Annotated in this window: 15 protein-coding genes; 8 read left to right on the top strand and 7 right to left on the bottom strand. The window is 61.5% G+C overall.

Features of this window, described 5'->3' with window-relative positions:
- The first annotated feature begins 231 nt into the window (after positions 1 to 231).
- Positions 232 to 1,569: an amidohydrolase gene (locus G7048_RS06510; protein ID WP_166070831.1), complete on the top strand. Its 1,338-nt coding sequence runs from the start codon at positions 232 to 234 to the stop codon at positions 1,567 to 1,569.
- Positions 1,570 to 1,660: 91 nt separating this feature from the next.
- On the opposite strand, the gene G7048_RS06505 is transcribed toward G7048_RS06510, so the two are convergent.
- From G7048_RS06505 to G7048_RS06495, 3 genes are all read right to left on the bottom strand, one after another.
- Positions 1,661 to 2,482, bottom strand: coding sequence for a phosphodiesterase (locus G7048_RS06505; protein WP_166067352.1), 822 nt, complete (start codon positions 2,480 to 2,482; stop codon positions 1,661 to 1,663).
- 61 nt (positions 2,483 to 2,543) lie between these two features.
- Positions 2,544 to 2,699, bottom strand: a complete 156-nt coding sequence (locus tag G7048_RS06500) for a hypothetical protein (protein ID WP_166067351.1) — start codon at positions 2,697 to 2,699, stop codon at positions 2,544 to 2,546.
- Positions 2,645 to 3,547, bottom strand: coding sequence for a tripartite tricarboxylate transporter substrate binding protein (locus tag G7048_RS06495; RefSeq protein WP_166067350.1), 903 nt, complete (start codon positions 3,545 to 3,547; stop codon positions 2,645 to 2,647). Before G7048_RS06495 ends, G7048_RS06500 begins: the two co-directional genes overlap by 55 nt.
- Positions 3,548 to 3,858: 311 nt before the next feature.
- Here G7048_RS06495 and G7048_RS06490 point away from each other — a divergent pair, with 311 nt between their 5' ends.
- The 6 genes from G7048_RS06490 to G7048_RS06465 all read left to right on the top strand — a co-directional run bounded on the left by G7048_RS06490 (position 3,859) and on the right by G7048_RS06465 (position 9,572).
- A complete protein-coding gene (locus G7048_RS06490) occupies positions 3,859 to 4,902 on the top strand; it encodes a porin (protein ID WP_166067349.1) in 1,044 nt (347 codons plus the stop codon).
- A gap of 40 nt (positions 4,903 to 4,942) precedes the next feature.
- The gene (locus G7048_RS06485; protein ID WP_166067348.1) at positions 4,943 to 5,488 is read left to right on the top strand and encodes a heme-binding protein; all 546 of its coding nucleotides are present in this window, start codon (positions 4,943 to 4,945) and stop codon (positions 5,486 to 5,488) included.
- Positions 5,485 to 6,654, top strand: coding sequence for an acetamidase/formamidase family protein (locus G7048_RS06480; protein WP_166067347.1), 1,170 nt, complete (start codon positions 5,485 to 5,487; stop codon positions 6,652 to 6,654). The genes G7048_RS06485 and G7048_RS06480 overlap by 4 nt, the downstream gene beginning before the upstream one ends.
- 260 nt (positions 6,655 to 6,914) lie before the next feature.
- The gene (locus G7048_RS06475) at positions 6,915 to 7,604 is read left to right on the top strand and encodes an ABC transporter ATP-binding protein (RefSeq protein WP_240933186.1); all 690 of its coding nucleotides are present in this window, start codon (positions 6,915 to 6,917) and stop codon (positions 7,602 to 7,604) included.
- Positions 7,601 to 8,467: an ABC transporter permease gene (locus tag G7048_RS06470; protein ID WP_205750343.1), complete on the top strand. Its 867-nt coding sequence runs from the start codon at positions 7,601 to 7,603 to the stop codon at positions 8,465 to 8,467. Before G7048_RS06475 ends, G7048_RS06470 begins: the two co-directional genes overlap by 4 nt.
- A gap of 34 nt (positions 8,468 to 8,501) precedes the next feature.
- Positions 8,502 to 9,572: an ABC transporter substrate-binding protein gene (locus G7048_RS06465; protein WP_166067346.1), complete on the top strand. Its 1,071-nt coding sequence runs from the start codon at positions 8,502 to 8,504 to the stop codon at positions 9,570 to 9,572.
- 31 nt (positions 9,573 to 9,603) lie between these two features.
- On the opposite strand, the gene G7048_RS06460 is transcribed toward G7048_RS06465, so the two are convergent.
- The 3 genes from G7048_RS06460 to G7048_RS06450 all read right to left on the bottom strand — a co-directional run bounded on the left by G7048_RS06460 (position 9,604) and on the right by G7048_RS06450 (position 11,566).
- On the bottom strand, positions 9,604 to 10,605 hold the full coding sequence (locus tag G7048_RS06460) for a tripartite tricarboxylate transporter substrate binding protein (RefSeq protein WP_240933185.1): 1,002 nt from the start codon (positions 10,603 to 10,605) through the stop codon (positions 9,604 to 9,606).
- Between the two features lie 64 nt (positions 10,606 to 10,669).
- Entirely contained in the window at positions 10,670 to 11,221 is a 552-nt protein-coding gene (locus tag G7048_RS06455) for a GNAT family N-acetyltransferase (RefSeq protein WP_166067344.1), read from the bottom strand.
- A gap of 21 nt (positions 11,222 to 11,242) precedes the next feature.
- Complete coding sequence (locus tag G7048_RS06450; RefSeq protein WP_166067343.1) at positions 11,243 to 11,566, bottom strand: hypothetical protein; 324 nt, start codon at positions 11,564 to 11,566, stop codon at positions 11,243 to 11,245.
- Between the two features lie 106 nt (positions 11,567 to 11,672).
- Between G7048_RS06450 and G7048_RS06445 the strand changes: the two genes are divergently transcribed.
- Positions 11,673 to 15,575, top strand: coding sequence for a WG repeat-containing protein (locus G7048_RS06445; RefSeq protein ID WP_166067342.1), 3,903 nt, complete (start codon positions 11,673 to 11,675; stop codon positions 15,573 to 15,575).
- Between the two features lie 118 nt (positions 15,576 to 15,693).
- Here G7048_RS06445 and lspA read toward each other — a convergent pair whose 3' ends face one another.
- Entirely contained in the window at positions 15,694 to 16,197 is a 504-nt protein-coding gene (lspA, locus tag G7048_RS06440) for a signal peptidase II (RefSeq protein WP_166067341.1), read from the bottom strand.
- Positions 16,198 to 16,199: the final 2 nt, after the last annotated feature.

The raw sequence follows: 16,199 nt of genomic DNA, 5'->3' as shown, positions 1-16,199 counted from the left end.
CTTGTCGGAAGAAGAATGCGCAAGCGACATTTGAAGCGTGCACCCACCCACCTGACACCTACAATCGTGCGCGGCCTGTTGGCCCGACTGCACTGCTTGGCGCACCTCATGCATAGCGAGATGACGAGCGTGCAGATTTTGCTTTTTTGGAGACATGACATGATGAAGAGCGATCACAAATCCTCTTGCAAGAACAATGCCATCAAGCGCACCGCGTTGGCCGTTTTCACGATGCTGACGCTGTCTGCCGGTGTTCAGGCACAGCAGGCGGCGCAGCCCGCAGTGGCTGCGATTCAGACCGCACAGGCCCAGACGCTGCACTCGCAGATCGACCAGCGCGCCAAGGCCATCGAGCAGCAACTCATCGCATGGCGTCGTGACATTCACGAGCATCCTGAACTCGGCAACCTCGAAACCCGCACGGCCAAGCTCGTCGCCGACCATCTGCGCAAACTCGGCATGGACGTGAAGACAGAAGTAGCCGTGACCGGCGTGGTCGGTCTGCTCAAGGGCGGCAAGCCCGGCCCGGTCGTCGCGCTGCGTGCCGACATGGACGCGCTGCCGGTGAAGGAACAGGTCGATGTGCCGTTCGCTTCCAAGGCCAAGGGCATGTACCTCGGCAAGGAAGTGGACGTGATGCACGCCTGCGGCCACGACACGCACACCGCCATGCTGATGGCGACGGCCGAAGTGCTCGCGGGCATGAAGGAGCAACTGCCCGGCAGCGTGAAGTTCATCTTCCAGCCCGCCGAAGAATCGCCCGCAACCTTCGAGCCCGATGGCGAAAAGATCTGGGGCGCCAAGCAGATGATCAAGGAAGGCGCGATGCTGAACCCCAAGGTCGATGCCGTCTTCGGTCTGCATGTGTCGAGCGCTTATCCTGCAGGCTACATCGCATGGCGTCCGGGCCCGGCCATGTCGGCAGTAGACCAGTTCTGGATCGACGTGACGGGCAAGCAGACCCACGGCGCGCGCCCCTGGTCGGGCATCGACCCGATCGTCGCAAGCGCCCAGATCATCACCGGCATCCAGACCATCGTGAGCCGCCAGGCCAACATCGGCCTTGAGCCTGCCGTGGTGACCGTCGGCGCGATCAACGGCGGCAACCGCATGAACATCATTCCCGAAAAGGTCTCGATGATCGGCACCATCCGCACGTACGACGAAGGCATGAAGAAGGACATCCACAAGCGCCTTGCGAACACGGCCGAGCACATCGCCGAAAGCTCCGGGGCCAAGGCCAAGGTGCGTGTGGTCGAGCTCTACAACGCCGTGGTCAACCCACCCGATCTGGTCACCCAGATGTCGCCCACCTTGGAGCGCGTGGCAGGCAAGGGCAACTACGGCGTGCAGCCCAAGTCCTCCGCATCGGAAGACTTCTCGTTCTACCAGCAGGAAGCGCCGGGCATGTTCTTCTATCTGGGCGTGACACCCAAGGACAAGGATCCGAACACCGCACCCAACAACCACTCGCCGCTCTTCTACGCGGATGAGTCGTCGATGATCTACGGCGTGCGCGCGCTGTCGAACATGGCGGTGGATTACATGCTGGCTGCGCAGAAGAACTGATTCTTCGGCTGATTGGCAAAACTGAAAAGACCTGCAGAGCTTGGCGCTTTGCAGGTCTTTTCTTATGGCGTGTGCGTCGTGGCAGCGGCCTTCACGACCGAAACGGATAAGGCCCCTCGAACACACTGCTGGCGATCTGATGCGTCACCATGCGCCCACCCTCGGGCAGTGCATGCAAGGCATAACCGGGTGGCTCCAGTGTCCACATCAACGGTGCGTTGGCTGCCAGATCGAGGTTGATCTGGTGCGCGGGCGATGGAATGGTGGCCGCGATGGTTCCGCCAAAACGCACCTGAATGCTGCGATGCATATGCCCGCAGATGATGCGCTCCACGTTGGGATGGCGCGAGACGATGGTTTCCAGTTCCGCCGCGCCGCTTTGCAGGCCGTAGTGGTCCATGCTGTTGATCAGCGTGCGGAAGGGTGGGTGGTGCATGGCGATCACCACGGGGCGATGGCGCTGTTTGTCCAGCTCTGCTTCCAGCCATTCGAGGCGTTGGCTGCACAGATTGCCCATGGGGGATTGGGGCGTCACCGTGTCGAGCGCGATCAGTTGCATTGTGCCGACCGGCACGCTGTATTGAATGAACTCGCCGTCGCCCAAGTATTGGTGCTTTGGAAAACTTTGGCGTAGTTGCTTGCGCTCGTCGTGGTTGCCCGGAAGCAGGAACACCGGCATGTCGCCAAGCGGTGCGAGCAGCGAGGCGAGATGCGCATACTCCGCAGCACTGCCGAAGTCCGTGAGGTCGCCCGTGATGACCAGCGCATCGGGGCGTTGCGGCAAACGGCCAATGCTGGCGATGGCGTCGCGCAGATAAGGTGCGGTGTCGATCCGGCCGTAAGCCAGTTGCCCCGGCTCGCGGATATGGGTGTCGGAGAGTTGGGCCAGCAGAGTCAATGCGGTTTCGTCCATGACGCAAGTATGTACGAAACCGCGTCTGCGCCACCCGAGATCAGGATGAACGGCTGCGTTATCAGTTCGCGTAGTTGCCGGTCTTGGCCGCCAGCGCCTTCCAGCGCACGATTTCGTCGTGGATGCGCGTGTTCATCTGCTCCGGCGTGGCGCTGGAATAGCTCAGGTCGATGCCCTGTTGCGCGAGCTTGTCGCGCAGCGCGGGTTGCTTGAGCACTCGGTCAGTTCGGTGTTCAGGCGCGTGATCACCGCAGCGGGCGTGCCCTTGGGCGCGAACAGGCCGAACCACATGCCGACGTCATAACCGGGAACGCTCTGGATTACCGGGGTGACGTTGGGCAGATCGGGAATCGTGCGGGTGCTGCCCAAACCCAAAGCGCGCACCTTGCCTTCTTTGACCAGCGGAATGAGTTGCAGGCTGGGGCCCACCACCACGTCGAGACGCTCGCCGATCAGATCCTGCAGCGCTTCGCCGACGCCCTTGTAGGGAATGAACTGGATGTCGGTGTTCGACTGCATTTTCAGCAGATCGGTGGAGAAGCTGGTGGTGCTGCCCATCTGCACCTTGCCGGGATTCGCCTTCAGGTAAGCGAGAAATTCGGGCACGGTCGAGAACGGCGTCTTGGGATGCGTGACCAGCAGCACGGCTGATTCGCCGATGGCCTTGACCGGCACAAAGTCCTTTTCCAGGTTGAAGGCAATCTTGCGATAGAAGGCCGAATTGGCCGTGTGCACGCCGCTGAGCAGGCCCAGCGTGTAGCCATCGGGCGCGGCCTTGGCCACTACATCGGCACCCAGGTTGCCCGCTGCGCCGCCGCGATTTTCGACCACGATGGGTTGCTTCAGGCGCTGCGCCAGCGGCTCGGCGACCATGCGCATCAACACGTCCTGCGTGCCGCCCGCCGGGAACGGAACCACGATGCGGATCGCCTTGGTGGGGTAGGGCGCCGCTTGCTGGGCATGCGCCGCGTTGAGGGTGGCGAGCAAGCCCGCAGTGCCTGTCACCACGGAGGCGGTGACGGCCCAGGTGACTGCACGTCGGCTGAGAGAAGAGGGCGTTTGCATGAATGTCTCCAATTTTCAATGTGTGAATCCGGCGATCCGCAGGACCGGTCCAGCGGTTGGATTGCAGTGTAGGGACGCTGCGGAAAACCCTGTGTACGACGACATCCTGTCGCTTACCGAATCGTCCGAATAAGCCATTTCTTTCTTGTTTTTCGGACGAATGGGTAAGAGTCCGGAAACTGCGGTTGCGGTCTTCAAGGCAGTGCCACTTAGTCTCGGAACCACTCGATGTGACAGCCGTTTCAGGTGTGCATCGAGCCTCCCGGGATAACCCGGTGGTGGCACACAAATACCAACCTTGGAGACACTCGATGAAGCATCGCGCACTTACCGCAACCGCGCTGGTTGCCGGCCTTTTCTGCCAGTTTGCCAACGCACAGGACCAGGTGTCCATCTACGGCGTGGTCGACGCTTATGCCGGTGCCGTCCGCACCGCCACCGAAGGCAAACCGGGCGTGACGACCGGCGTCGTCAATTCGGGCGGCATGACCACCTCGTTCATCGGCTTCAAGGGCTCGGAAGATCTGGGCTCGGGCCTGAAGGCGATCTTCAGCATCGAATCCTTCGTCCGCGTGGACACGGGCGTCTACGGTCGCAACGATGCGGACTCGTTCTGGGGCCGCCTGGCCATCGTGGGCCTGAGCTCCAAACAATGGGGCACCGTGACCATTGGCCGCCATGTCACGCCCTATGCGCTGGCTACCGGCAATTTCTCGCCGTTGACCGGATCGACCACATTCAGCCCATCGTTCGCCACGGTGTTCAAGGGCAATGTGCAGGGCGACACGCGCAACAACAACAGCATCCGCTACACGACACCGAACATGGGCGGCTTCATCTTCGATGGCCTGTACTCGTTCGGTACCGAAGTTCCGGATGGTCCGAACGCACGGCAGGCGCGTGCAGTCGATGCCGTGGTCCGTTATGAAAACGGCCCATGGGGCGCAGCCATCGGCACGCGCCAGATCAACCTGAACGCCAACGACAACGGTCGCAAGCAGAAGGCTTACATGGCCGGTTTGAAATACGACTTCGGCTTCATGGAGCTGTTCGGCCAGGTGCACGACAGCAAGGAGACCTTCCGCAGCAACGCCAACCTCGACGTGAAGCGCCGCGTGTACGAACTGAGCGCGGGCGTGCCCGTCGGCCCCGGCAAGTTCACTGCCGCGTATGCGTACTCGAACATTGATGACGTGAACCCAGCAACACCGAGCCAACGCCGCGTGTGGTCGCTCGGCTATGACTACAACCTGTCCAAGCGCACCGACATCTACGCGGTCGCTTATCGCGATCTGCAGCGCAACGTGCTGATCGAGCAACGCATTCTGGCGCTCGGCGTTCGCCATCGCTTCTGATGATTTTCAAAAGCAATTTTTCCCATTGGAAGGAATCAACATGACGACACTTGCAAACATCCGCAGCGCATTGCTCAAGACTTCGTTGGCTGTAGCGGTCAGCATGGGCGGCGCAAGCATTGGCTGGGCGGCGCAACCGGAAGGCACGATTGCGGTGGCCAATATTTCGCTGGCGCAGGCCAACAAGGTGATCGAAGGCGCAGTGGCCTATGCGGTCTCGCAGAAGGTCGCGATCTCCGTGGTGGTGGTGGACACCTCGGGCTATGTGGTGGCTGCCGCGCGCATGGATGGCGTGCCGTTCGGCAGCTTCGATGTGGCGCGCGGCAAGGCGATTGCGAGCGCTGCCACCGGTGGCGTTTCAGGCAAGGAATTGCTGGAGCGCTTCAAGGCCAACTCGGTCGTGTTCGGGCAGATCAGTTCGCTGTCATACGGTGGCCCGATGTTCCCTGCGCAGGGCTCGTTGCCCATCTTCAAGGACGGTGTCTACATCGGCTCCGTGGGCGCGAGCGCCGCGTCGTCGCAGATGGATGAAGATGCAGGCCGCGCAGGCATTCGCGCACTCGGAGCGAGCGAGGTGCGCAAATGAACCATGTCGATCTGCCCCAAAACGATGAAGCTTTCAACCGCGTATTGCCACGTTTGCATCTCGGGCGTCGCGGCTTTCTCGGCGCGGGTCTGGCCTCGGCCGCCGTGTTGCAAGGCTGCGCGACAACGCACGACAAAACGACCGCAGCGCCGCTCGTGACGGGCGGTAGCGCACCGCGCACCCATGTGCTCGAATGCAGCCAGAAGACGGTGCGCGTGGGCCTGCTCGATCCAGCGGCAGAAGCGGCCGTCACCATCGATTCGGGCGACATCGTGCATTACCCGAACACCTGGCTGAACTGGGCCAACGAGCCGAAGTACGGCATGAACTTTGCCGACCGCGAGCCGATCCGTCGGCGCTATCCGGCGGGGCCTTATTCCAACATCGGACCGGTGTTTGTGCGTGGCGCGGAGGTGGGCGATGTGATCGAAATCCGTACCTTGAAGGCACGTCCGATCGGATGGGGCTGGAACTCTTCGCCGGTCAACGTCGGCACCTTGCCGGAAGATTTCAAACAGCCTTATCTGCAGTATTTCAAGTTCTCTGAAGATCGCAAAACTACCGAGTTCTGCCCCGGCATCACTTTGGACTTGCATCCCGGCCAGGGTTTGTTTGCCACGCAGCCACCGGGCGACAAGCCCGTCAGCGGCATCTTGAGTGGGCCATATGGCGGCAAGCTCGGGCTGCATGAACTGGGTGTGGGCTCATCGCTGTTTCTGCCTGTGTTCCATGCGGGTGGCCGTGTGTGGACCTCGAACTCGCACGCCACGGTGGGTGATGGCAACGTCAACCAGACCGCGCTGGAAACCGCGATGGAAGACTTGCGCATTCAATACGTGCTGCACAAGCGCAAGACGCTGGTGGCACCGCTCGCAGAAACGCCCACGCATTGGATCGGCATGGGCTTTGGCGAAACGCTGGACGACGCACTCGTCAACTGCCTGCGCGCGCTGCTCGACTGGAGCGCTCCGGCACTCGAGATGAGCCGCGCGGAAGCCTATTCGCTGTTCAGCCTGGCAGGCAGCTTCCGCGTCACCAAGTTTGCGCGTCAACTGCAGACGGTCTACACCAACAAGCCGCTGCAGACCATGCACGGCCTGCTGCCCAAAAGCATTCTCTCGCCCGAGATGCAGGCGCGGCTTTCGCAGGCCATGCGCAAGGCTTGAGCTTCAGACAACGCATTCCAATCTTCCGGAGACAAACACCATGTCCGCATTGCTTGCAGAGCGCTCATTGCCCATCGGGGCCGCGCCGCCTTTCCCTCTCAACGTTGCCAGGCCGTCGTTGGATACGGCTTCTCGCCCCATTGGCGAAACACTTCAACGCGATCCTGCCGCATTGGTTCCGCAGATTCGCACCACCCATCTGGGCAAGGAATTCATCAGCCGTGGCAGCCGCGTTACCGCTCTGCACGATGTGACGCTTGATGTCTACAAGGGCCAGTTCTGCTGCATCGTCGGTCCATCGGGCTGCGCTGCTGCGCATCATCGCGGGGCTGGAGACGCACAGCAGCGGCGAGCTGGAATTGGCGCACTTCGATCGCAGCAAGCCACTGCATTCGATGGTGTTCCAGGAGCAGTCGGTGTTTCCGTGGATGACGGTGGAGCGCAATGTCGAATACGGCCTGCGCATGCGTGGCGTGCCGCGTGGGGAGCGCCGCGACATCGTCTCGCACTACATCGACAAGGTGGGGCTGAACGCGTTTCGCGAAGCCTATCCGCACCAGCTCTCGGGCGGCATGAAGCAGCGCGTTTCCATCGCCCGCGCATTCGCCAACGATCCCGAAATCCTGTTGATGGATGAGCCGTTTGCGGCACTTGATGAACAGAACAAGGCGATCCTGCAAGAGGAGCTTCTGCGCATCTGGGAAGAGTCCAAGAAGACCGTGCTGTTCATCACCCACTCGATTGATGAGGCGCTGGTGCTAAGCGACCGCGCGCTGGTGATGACCTCGCGCCCTGGCACGTTGAAGGCCGATATCGAGGTGACATTGGCTCGCCCGCGCGGTGCCTATGAAGTGCGTGCGAGCGAAGGCTACGGCGCGCTCAGCACCCGCCTGTGGGCCGAGCTTCGCGAAGAGGTAATGGGCAGCCGCCAAACCAAGGAGACAGCATGAACACCGCCGCCACATTGAATGCCGAGAGCATAGGTGCAGCACCTTTGATCGAGCGTCGTGCACCGGTGCAATTGCAGGGGCCGCGCTTCATGTCACCACGTGCCATCGAACGCACCGCCGCGGTGTTGGCACCGCTCGCGCTGCTGGCGTTGTGGGAATTGGCCGTGCGAACCGGCGCGCTCGATGTGCGATTTTTTCCCGCACCCACGCAGATCATTCAGACCTTCTACGCGATGATGTTCAGCGCGCCGTGGGATCAGTCGCTCGGCTATCACACGCTGGTCAGCCTGTCGCGTGCGCTCATCGGCTTTCTGTTCGGTGCGATTCCGGCGGTGATGCTGGGCGCGATCATGGGCCTTGTTCCCATCGTGCGTGCTGCGCTGCAGCCGCTGGTGGGTGCGCTGTTCCCGATTCCAAAGGTCGCCATCCTGCCGCTGTTGATGCTGATCTTCGGCATCGGCGAAGAATCCAAGTGGGCCATCATCGCCGTGGGCGTGTTCTTCCAGGTGCTGATCGCCACATCGGCGGGCGTTGCCAACATCGACAAGATCTATCTCGACGTCGGAAAGAACTTCCGTGCGGGTCGTTTCAACCGTTATCTGACCATCGCGCTGCCCGGTGCGCTGCCGGTGATTTTTGCCGGTCTGCGCCTTGGATGGGGTTCGGCGCTGCTGCTTCTGGTGACTGCGGAAATGGTGTCGAGCCAATCGGGCATCGGCTTCGTGATCTGGCGTGCGTGGCAGCTTCTGACAGTGGAAGACATGTATGTCGGTCTGATCGTCATCGCGACCGTCGGCATCTGCTCGTTTGCGATTCTCGACGCGGTCGAGCGCCGACTGCTGCCGTGGAAGTCTCGTGGCTGAACGCCGCCATCCCATCCGAGAAGGTCACAACGTCATGTCCACTCACTCCACCCATGCCGCTGGTTTGTCGCGGCGTCACCTGCTGGCCGCTTCGGCCGGTGCGGTGCTTGTTCCTTTCGCATTGGGCCTCCCGCAAACTGTGTTTGCGCAAACTGCTGCGACACGTCAACCGCTGAACCCGCCCGTCAAACTGCGCGTCGGCATCATCGCCGCCATGTTCGATGCGGTCTCGCTGATTGCTGTGGAAAAAGGCTATTTCCGCGCGGAAGGACTGGACGTCGAAGTCCGCGCCTTCCCCGGATCGGGCGACGCGGCGCAGGCGCTGGCGATTGGTGCGCTCGACGTGCTGGCGAGCGGCCCCAACCCGATGATCTTCAATTCGCGTCAGCGCAACATCGATCTGACCATCGTCGCCAGCGCCGGTCAGCACTCGCCCGGCCATGGCTCCATCAGCCTGGTGCTGCGCCGCGATCTGGTGGAGTCGGGGCGCTACAAGACGCCCGCCGACCTCAAGGGCATGAAGATCGCTTCGGGCCTTGCCGCGCCCAGCAGCTGGTTCGTGTCGGAACTGGCGCGCAAGCATGGCGTGAGCGAAAAATCGTTCGAGATCGTGCAGCTCGGCCTGCCCAATGTGGTCGCGGGCATGGGCAACAAATCCATCGACGGCGGCTGCATCAACGAGCCGCACGCCACGCAGGTGCTGCAGCGCATCAACGGCGTGCGCGTGATGTCGATGGACCAGTTCAAGCCCAATTTTCCCAACGGCTATCTGCTCTATGCGGCCAGCCTCACGCGCCGCAATCAGGAAGCCGGTCGCCGCTACATGGTGGCCTACATCCGTGCGCTGCGTGACTATCGAGCCGCCTTCATCGACGGCGACAAGGGGCGCGCGGAACTCGTCACCATCCTCAAGAAGTACAACATGGAAGTCGTGCCCGAAACGCCCATGCTGGACTTTCCTGCCGACGCTGCCCCTTCCTATGTGGGTCTCGATGAGTTGGTCGACTGGCACCTGCGCATGGGCAATATCCGCGCGAAGCCGGACATGGCTTCGCTCAAGGACGACAGCTTCAGGCAGCAGGCGCTGAAGGTACTGGCTGGATAAGCCCAAGTCGTGGAGGGCTCGCGTGCGGCGCTCAATCGATGTGCGCGCCGGAGTCCTTCACCACTTTTTTCCAGTAGGCCAGTTCGCCCGGCAGCGAAGCCTTGAAGCTGGCAGGATTCGACTCCACGGACTCCGCACCCAGCACCTTCAAGCGCTCCTGCATCGCGGGGGTGGCGAGTACCTTGGTGATTGCGCCGTAGACCTTGTCGATGACGGGTGCAGGCGTGCCAGCGGGGGCGAACAGGCCATACCACGAGGTGACGGCGAGGTCTTTGCCGAGCGGCGGGATGTCAGGCGCGAGCGATGTCGGCTTGTCGGACGCCACGCCGAGCACGCGCAGCTTGCCGCTGGTGACGAAGGGCATCACGCCGGGAAAGCTGCCGAAGGTCACCGGCAACTGGCCTGCCACCACGTCGGTGGCTGCGGCTGCCGCACCCTTGTAGGGCACGTGCAGCAGTTCGACGTTGCGCTGCTTTTTCAGCATTTCGCCGAGCAGGTGATTCAGCGTGCCGTTGCCCGCAGATGCGAACTCGACCTTGCCGGGATTGGCCTTGGCATAGGCCACAAGTTCGTCCAGATTCTTCGCCGGAAACTTGGGATTCACTACGAGCAGATAAGGCGCGACGGCCAACTGCATCACGGGCGTGAAGTCCTTGATCGGATCGAACGGCACGCTGGCATACAGCGCCGGATTGATGGTGTACGCGCTTTGCGCCGTCACCAGCCAAGTGTGGCCGTCGGGCGCGCTGCGTGCGACCTGACTGGTGCCGAGATTGCCGTTTGCGCCGGGGCGGTTGTCGACGATGACGGGCTGACCGAGCGTGCTTTCAAGACCTTGCGCGATGGCGCGCGCGATCACGTCGTTCGCACCGCCGGGGGCTTGTGGAACGATGAAGGTGATGGGCTTGCTCGGCCAGTTGCTGGCTTGCGCGAACGCTGGCGAAATGCCTGCGGTGGTGGCGGCCACGGCGGCCAGTGCGGCGATGGTCAGTTGGCGGCGTCGCTTGTTGTGGATTGTGGTGTTCTTCTTCACTTCGATCTCCTGATGTCCGGTATGAAATCTGAAGAGCGAAGAATAGCCGACGCGCGCCGCGTTTTCAGCCGTCGATGGGATGGGCAGGCGTCGCATTCAGCGTGAGCTGGTAGAACGCCAGATCGAGCCAGCGCCCGAACTTGAATCCGACCTGCGGCAGCGTGCCTACATGCTGAAAGCCAAGCCGTTCATGCAGCGAAATGCTGCCGCTGTTCGCCGCATCGATGGCACCGATGAGCGCATGCACCTGGTCGCTTTGACGCGCCGCGTCGATCAGCGCGTTCATCAGCCGCTTGCCGAGGCCCTTGCCGCGATGGTCCATGTGCACATAGACCGAATGCTCGACGGTGTACTTGTAGGCCGGATAAGCGCGAAACGCCCCCCAGCTTGCAAAGCCCAGCAGCTCGCCGGTCTGCGCATCTTCAATGCCGATGACAGGCAGATCGCCTTTGCGCTTGGCCTCGAACCACGCGACCATGTTGTCCATGGTGCGGGCCTTGTAGTCATAGAGCGCGGTGGAGTTTTCGATGGCGTCGTTGAAGATCGCCAGAATCGTTTCGGCGTGGCGCTCGAAGGTGCAGGAAACGAATTGGAATGGGTTGTTGGGGACTGTCATGTGGTCGGTTGGGTTGTCGCGTCAGCGGTCCATGTCTTTGCGCGTCTTCGGTGGCTCGCTCGCGTTGCGGCGACTCTTGCCTGCGCGGCCTGCCTTGCTCCATTCGTAGTCGTGGCCGTCGGGCGTCTTGCCGTCTTCGACCGCGCTCACGCCGATGGGGCCGACCATGTCGCGCAATTCCGATGACATCACTACATGGGCATTGTTCATGTCGGCGCGCAGCACCTGGCATTGCTTCAAGGCTTCGGTCATTTGCTTGTCGCTGAAATGCAGGCACTCGGGTTGCCAGTCGGGCGCGGCCTCGTTCTGGCTGTAGTTGTGCATGTAGAAGACAACGATGCTCATGGTGCTGATCTGACGGACTGTGCGGATAGCTCCAATGGTATGCTTTTGTTGATTGCGTAAATCTATTGTTATTTTGAAATGATTGCATTGAATGAGAGGGCATCCAATGAGTGATCGCGCCAACAAGACCAAGCCCCCACAGTTGCTGCGATTGCCGCTGAGGGCGGACAAAGCATTGCAGAGAGTTTTGATTGTGGATGGCGATGCCGTGTTCTCGCCCGTGGAGGGGCTGACGTCGGTGATCGATTTCACTGACGATGGCCGTGGCGGTTGGATCGGTGCGGCGCAGGTGGATAGCGGGAAATGGGGCTATCTCAACGGGTGTGGCGAGTGGCTGATTCCGCCCACGTTGGACAACGCACGCGGGTTCACCGAGGATGGTTTGGCGCGCTATTCCGAGGAGGGTCGCTGGGGTTTTGTGAATCTCGCGGCGCAGGTGGTGGTTGCTCCGCAGTTTCTGGATGCACGACCTTTTGGTGCGGGCGCGGCGGGTGTGCTGGTGGGCGAGAACGACTGGCGCATCATCGATGCGAGCGGCAGGTTCACGAGCGATGCGAGCTTTCTCAACCTCTTTGCCTTCGGTGCCAATGGTCTGGCGTGTGCTTTGGGACGCAACAAGCAAGGCGAGCGTCGATTTGGATATGTGGATCGCTCGGGTGCCTGGCGCATCGAGCCGAAGTTCAATACGTATGCGAATTTCGGAGCACACGATGTCGTCGCCGTGAGCGAAGCATCGGAGCAGTACGGCATTCTGAACGCGCGTGGCGACTGGGTGCTCAAGCCTTCGTTCCGTTGGATCGAATCTTTCAACAGTGATGGCTTGGCCTACTTCAACAAGGACGGCAACAGTTGGTCGGACCCACCCGGGTATCTGGACATGCAAGGGCGCGAGCGGTTCCGGGGCTCGGACAATCTGGCCAAGGACATGGCGTGCGGCATCGTGCGCAACAGCTACAACGGCACTCGTTATTTGCGCGCGGATGGCTCATCACTGGACACGCCGTCGCTGAGTTTTGGCGAGTCGTTTCGATCCACGGGGCGCTTTGCGGTGGTGCGCACTTCGTCGTATGGCGGCGCTGAGCCGCAATGGGGATTGCTGCATGAGGATGGCCGCTTCGTGCCTGCTCCCGGTGACCTGAGCGAGCCCTTGACGGACGCGGACAACTGGATCGTGAACGGCATGGCGGATACGCCGCTGGTTCCGTTTATTGCGCTCGATGGTCAGCAGATTGCGTGGATGGACCCCGAGGGCGTGGTGCCGTATCGCGCTGTGTTTGCGCAGGGGCAAGTCACGTTGACGGATGCGAATGCCAAGCCGTTGTGGCACAGCAGCGCGAGCGATGGCGAATGTCTGCCTCCCACGCCGTTCTTCGGACGCGTGGCCACTGACTACTTTCAGCATATTGCTTCGGTGGACGAGTTGTTGCCGCTCACTGAACGGCTGCTCGCGCAGGCCGAGCTGAAGCTGCATGCGCTCGCTGATGGAGGGGCGGACGCATCAGCCAGCGAGAACGATGAAGATGATGATGAGGAGGACGATGAAAGCGACGGCGACCCCGACATGGCGGATCGCATCGCCACGACGATCAAGTGCCGTGTGATGCGCTGCTATGTCGACGAGGAACACAACGGCACGTACGACTTCATCGGTCACGAACATTCGACTTTGGTCGAGCAGGTACGCAAGCAGTTTCTGGCGCTGCTGAGCGGGGATCATGGCACAGCCGATCCCGACCCGGAACAGGCTGCACCACTGCTGCATGGTGCTCAACATCTGCGTGGCTGGCCGGTGCGCATGAAGCGTGCATTGCCGGGTGATACGGGCGCGCTGGAGGAATCACGCGAGCTTTGGTTGACGCTGTATGCGTCGGGCGATGCGGGGGATGGCGATGTCTGGAGCCAGCTTTATGTCAGCGTTGCGCCGAGCGTGGATGCGTTGCGCACGGCGCAGGCGGCGCGGCAGGCGAGCAGCACCGTACATGCGGGAAGCGGTGACGATGCAAGCAAGGCGGAAGGCAAAGGAGACGCTGTGGAGGCACCTCTGTCTCCCGACAATTTGCCGAAAACCAAGGACGGCTGGTACTTCGCGGTTGGGCTGGGGCAGGGCTATTTGAGCGTGGCGCCGCCGCAGTGGCTGGATGACGAGATCGTCGATCACGCGGTGGCTTGCCATGTCAGCGAGTTGGAGTACGCGCCTGTGGCATTCCAGACGCCTGAGCGCCTTGAGGCGCTGATCCGGCGCAGTGCGCGGGACGCGGCGGAAGTGCCCAAAGCGTGCATGACGCCGCAAGGGTTGAAACTTGCGCGCTCGCTGTATGCCGATGATGTGGATTGGAGCTGGACGGACGAGCGCAATAGCGAGATGCCGTCGAGCTGGAATATGGACGCACTGGGGCAGGTGTGGGGTGGGCTGCTGGATCACGACAAGGTCATGAAGGCGATCAAGAACTACGCGTCGCTGCGCGACGTGCCGCATTGGTTGCGCACGGACGATGTGGTGAAGCTGGCGTTGAAGACCAATGTTCGCAACATCGAATATGTCTCACCGGACCTCGTCACGCCCGCGCTTGCTGAAGAGGCCGCAAACAATGGCGACTTGATCAAGCATGTGCCTGCGCATCTGCTCACGCCAAAGATGTGCCTTGCGGCCGTGAGTCGAGATGGACAGGCGCTGCAGCATGTGCCCGAAGCTCTGCGCACGCAGGAGGTTTGCGTGGCGGCGCTGGATGACGACAGTTATGCATTTCCGCACGTGCCGAAAGTTCTGCGTGTGCCGGTGATCACGCGGCTCATCGCCGCGGATTTGAGCGATACGGACGACGAGGGTGAACCGCGCGATGGAAGCCACTGGCACATCTTTCGTGCCTGGTCGCACTTGTGGAATGGCGACCACGAAGCAGCGATTGCCGATGCGCTTGTGGGCATGGAGCACACGCGCTTCAAGCAGAACGCGCACTACATACTCGCGTCGGCGTATCGTGCCCTGGGGCGCGACGCGGAGATCGGTCCCGAGGCCTCGACTGTGTTGTCGATGGAGTCGCCATACAGTGCGGAATGGGATCCCGACGAGGACACGCGCTGGTTGCACGAATGGGCCAACAAGACCACATCGGTGACGGACGAGTCCGCGCTGATCGCCCAGATGCGCACGCACCCGATGAGCCTCGCCAACGTGCCGCGCGAGCGCATCACCGATGCCATCGTGGATGCAGCGCTGGAAGCTGACGAGAACGCGGTGCGTTATGTTCCACGTCGTCTGATGACGCCCGAGCGCTATGTCATTGCACTGAAGAAGCACGAAAAGACGTTCGAGCAAATTCCTCCGGACATGATGAGCGAGGATGCCTGTGTCGAAGAAGTGCGCGATGCCGGATATCGGCTGCAGTATCTGCCGGAGAACCTGCGCACCATGCGCGTGTGCGTCACTGCGGTGCAGGACCGGGAGTCGGCCATCGAGTATGTGCCACAGGAGCCGCCGGAGTTGCGCGAGTTGGTGCTCAAGTCCGTTGCGTTGCTCAAGGAAGAAGACGAGAGGAATTCTGGCGGTGCCTTGGTGGCATTGGCGCCGGAGCAGTCCACCATGAGTGATCGACTTTTCGAGAACTTCATGAACTCGTCTTCGCGTGGTGGCGGAAAGCTCGCGGGCTGGGCCTTTGTGCTGCACGCGATGTTTCTGGGCAAGACCAGCAACAAACCCCAGACCATGAGCGGCGCGGCCGGTGCACTGGAGCAGCGCCCCGGTTTGCTGCTTCTGCTGAACACGCTATTTGGAATCATTGCCCTGATCTGCCACGTGGTCGTGACTGTGGCGGTCTGGCGTGCCGAAGGCATCTGGTATGGATTGGCCACCGCCGTGCTCATGGGCTATTCGGAAATCTACTGGGCCTGGAAATATCTGTTCAACACGCCGCTCAGTGTGGGCCTTGGCATCTGCTGCATCGTAGTGCTGCTGTACACGTTTGCCTGGAAGTTCTTTTTCCGACGTGTGCTCAAAACGTTTGTGCGGTGACGCGGCGATGCGATGAACGTTGTTGCTCGCATCGCTGACAGGGCGTTCAAAGTCGGCATTGAAAATGAAAAGGGCATTCCGTTGGAATGCCCTTTGTGAGGTCGTCGCAGATGGATGATTACTTGCTGCGCTTCACTCTCAGCAACTCATCGACGATCAGGCAGATCGCCCCCACCGTGATCGCACTGTCCGCAATGTTGAAGGCGGGGAAGTGGCGACCGCTCAGGTGGAAGTCCAGAAAGTCCACTACGTAGCCGTGCTGCAGTCGATCCACCACATTGCCGATGGCGCCGCCGAGGATGCTGGAGAGCGAGAACGCAAACAGCTTCTGGCCGGGATGCGCGCGCAGTTGCCAGATGATGAACACGGCTGCGGCGAGGCCGATGCCGGTGAATGCCCAGCGCTGCCAGCCGCCCGCATTCGCGAGGAAGCTGAAGGCTGCGCCGGTGTTGTGGGCACGAACGATGTTGAAAAAGTTCGTGATGTACGTGGCGTCGCCCAGCTTGTAGTAGCCGAGGATGAGCACCTTGGTGAACTGGTCGGCAAGAAAGATCACCACGGCCCAGGCGAGCCAGGGCCAGATGCTTCCATTGCCGCCGCTGCTGGAGCCGCCGCGCGCCATGA

It is taken from the genome of Diaphorobacter sp. HDW4B (assembly GCF_011305535.1).
In the GTDB taxonomy this organism is placed as follows: domain Bacteria; phylum Pseudomonadota; class Gammaproteobacteria; order Burkholderiales; family Burkholderiaceae_C; genus Diaphorobacter_A.
The sequence above is the reverse complement of the archived record's forward strand: the minus strand, read 5'-3'. Positions and strand labels throughout refer to the sequence as shown.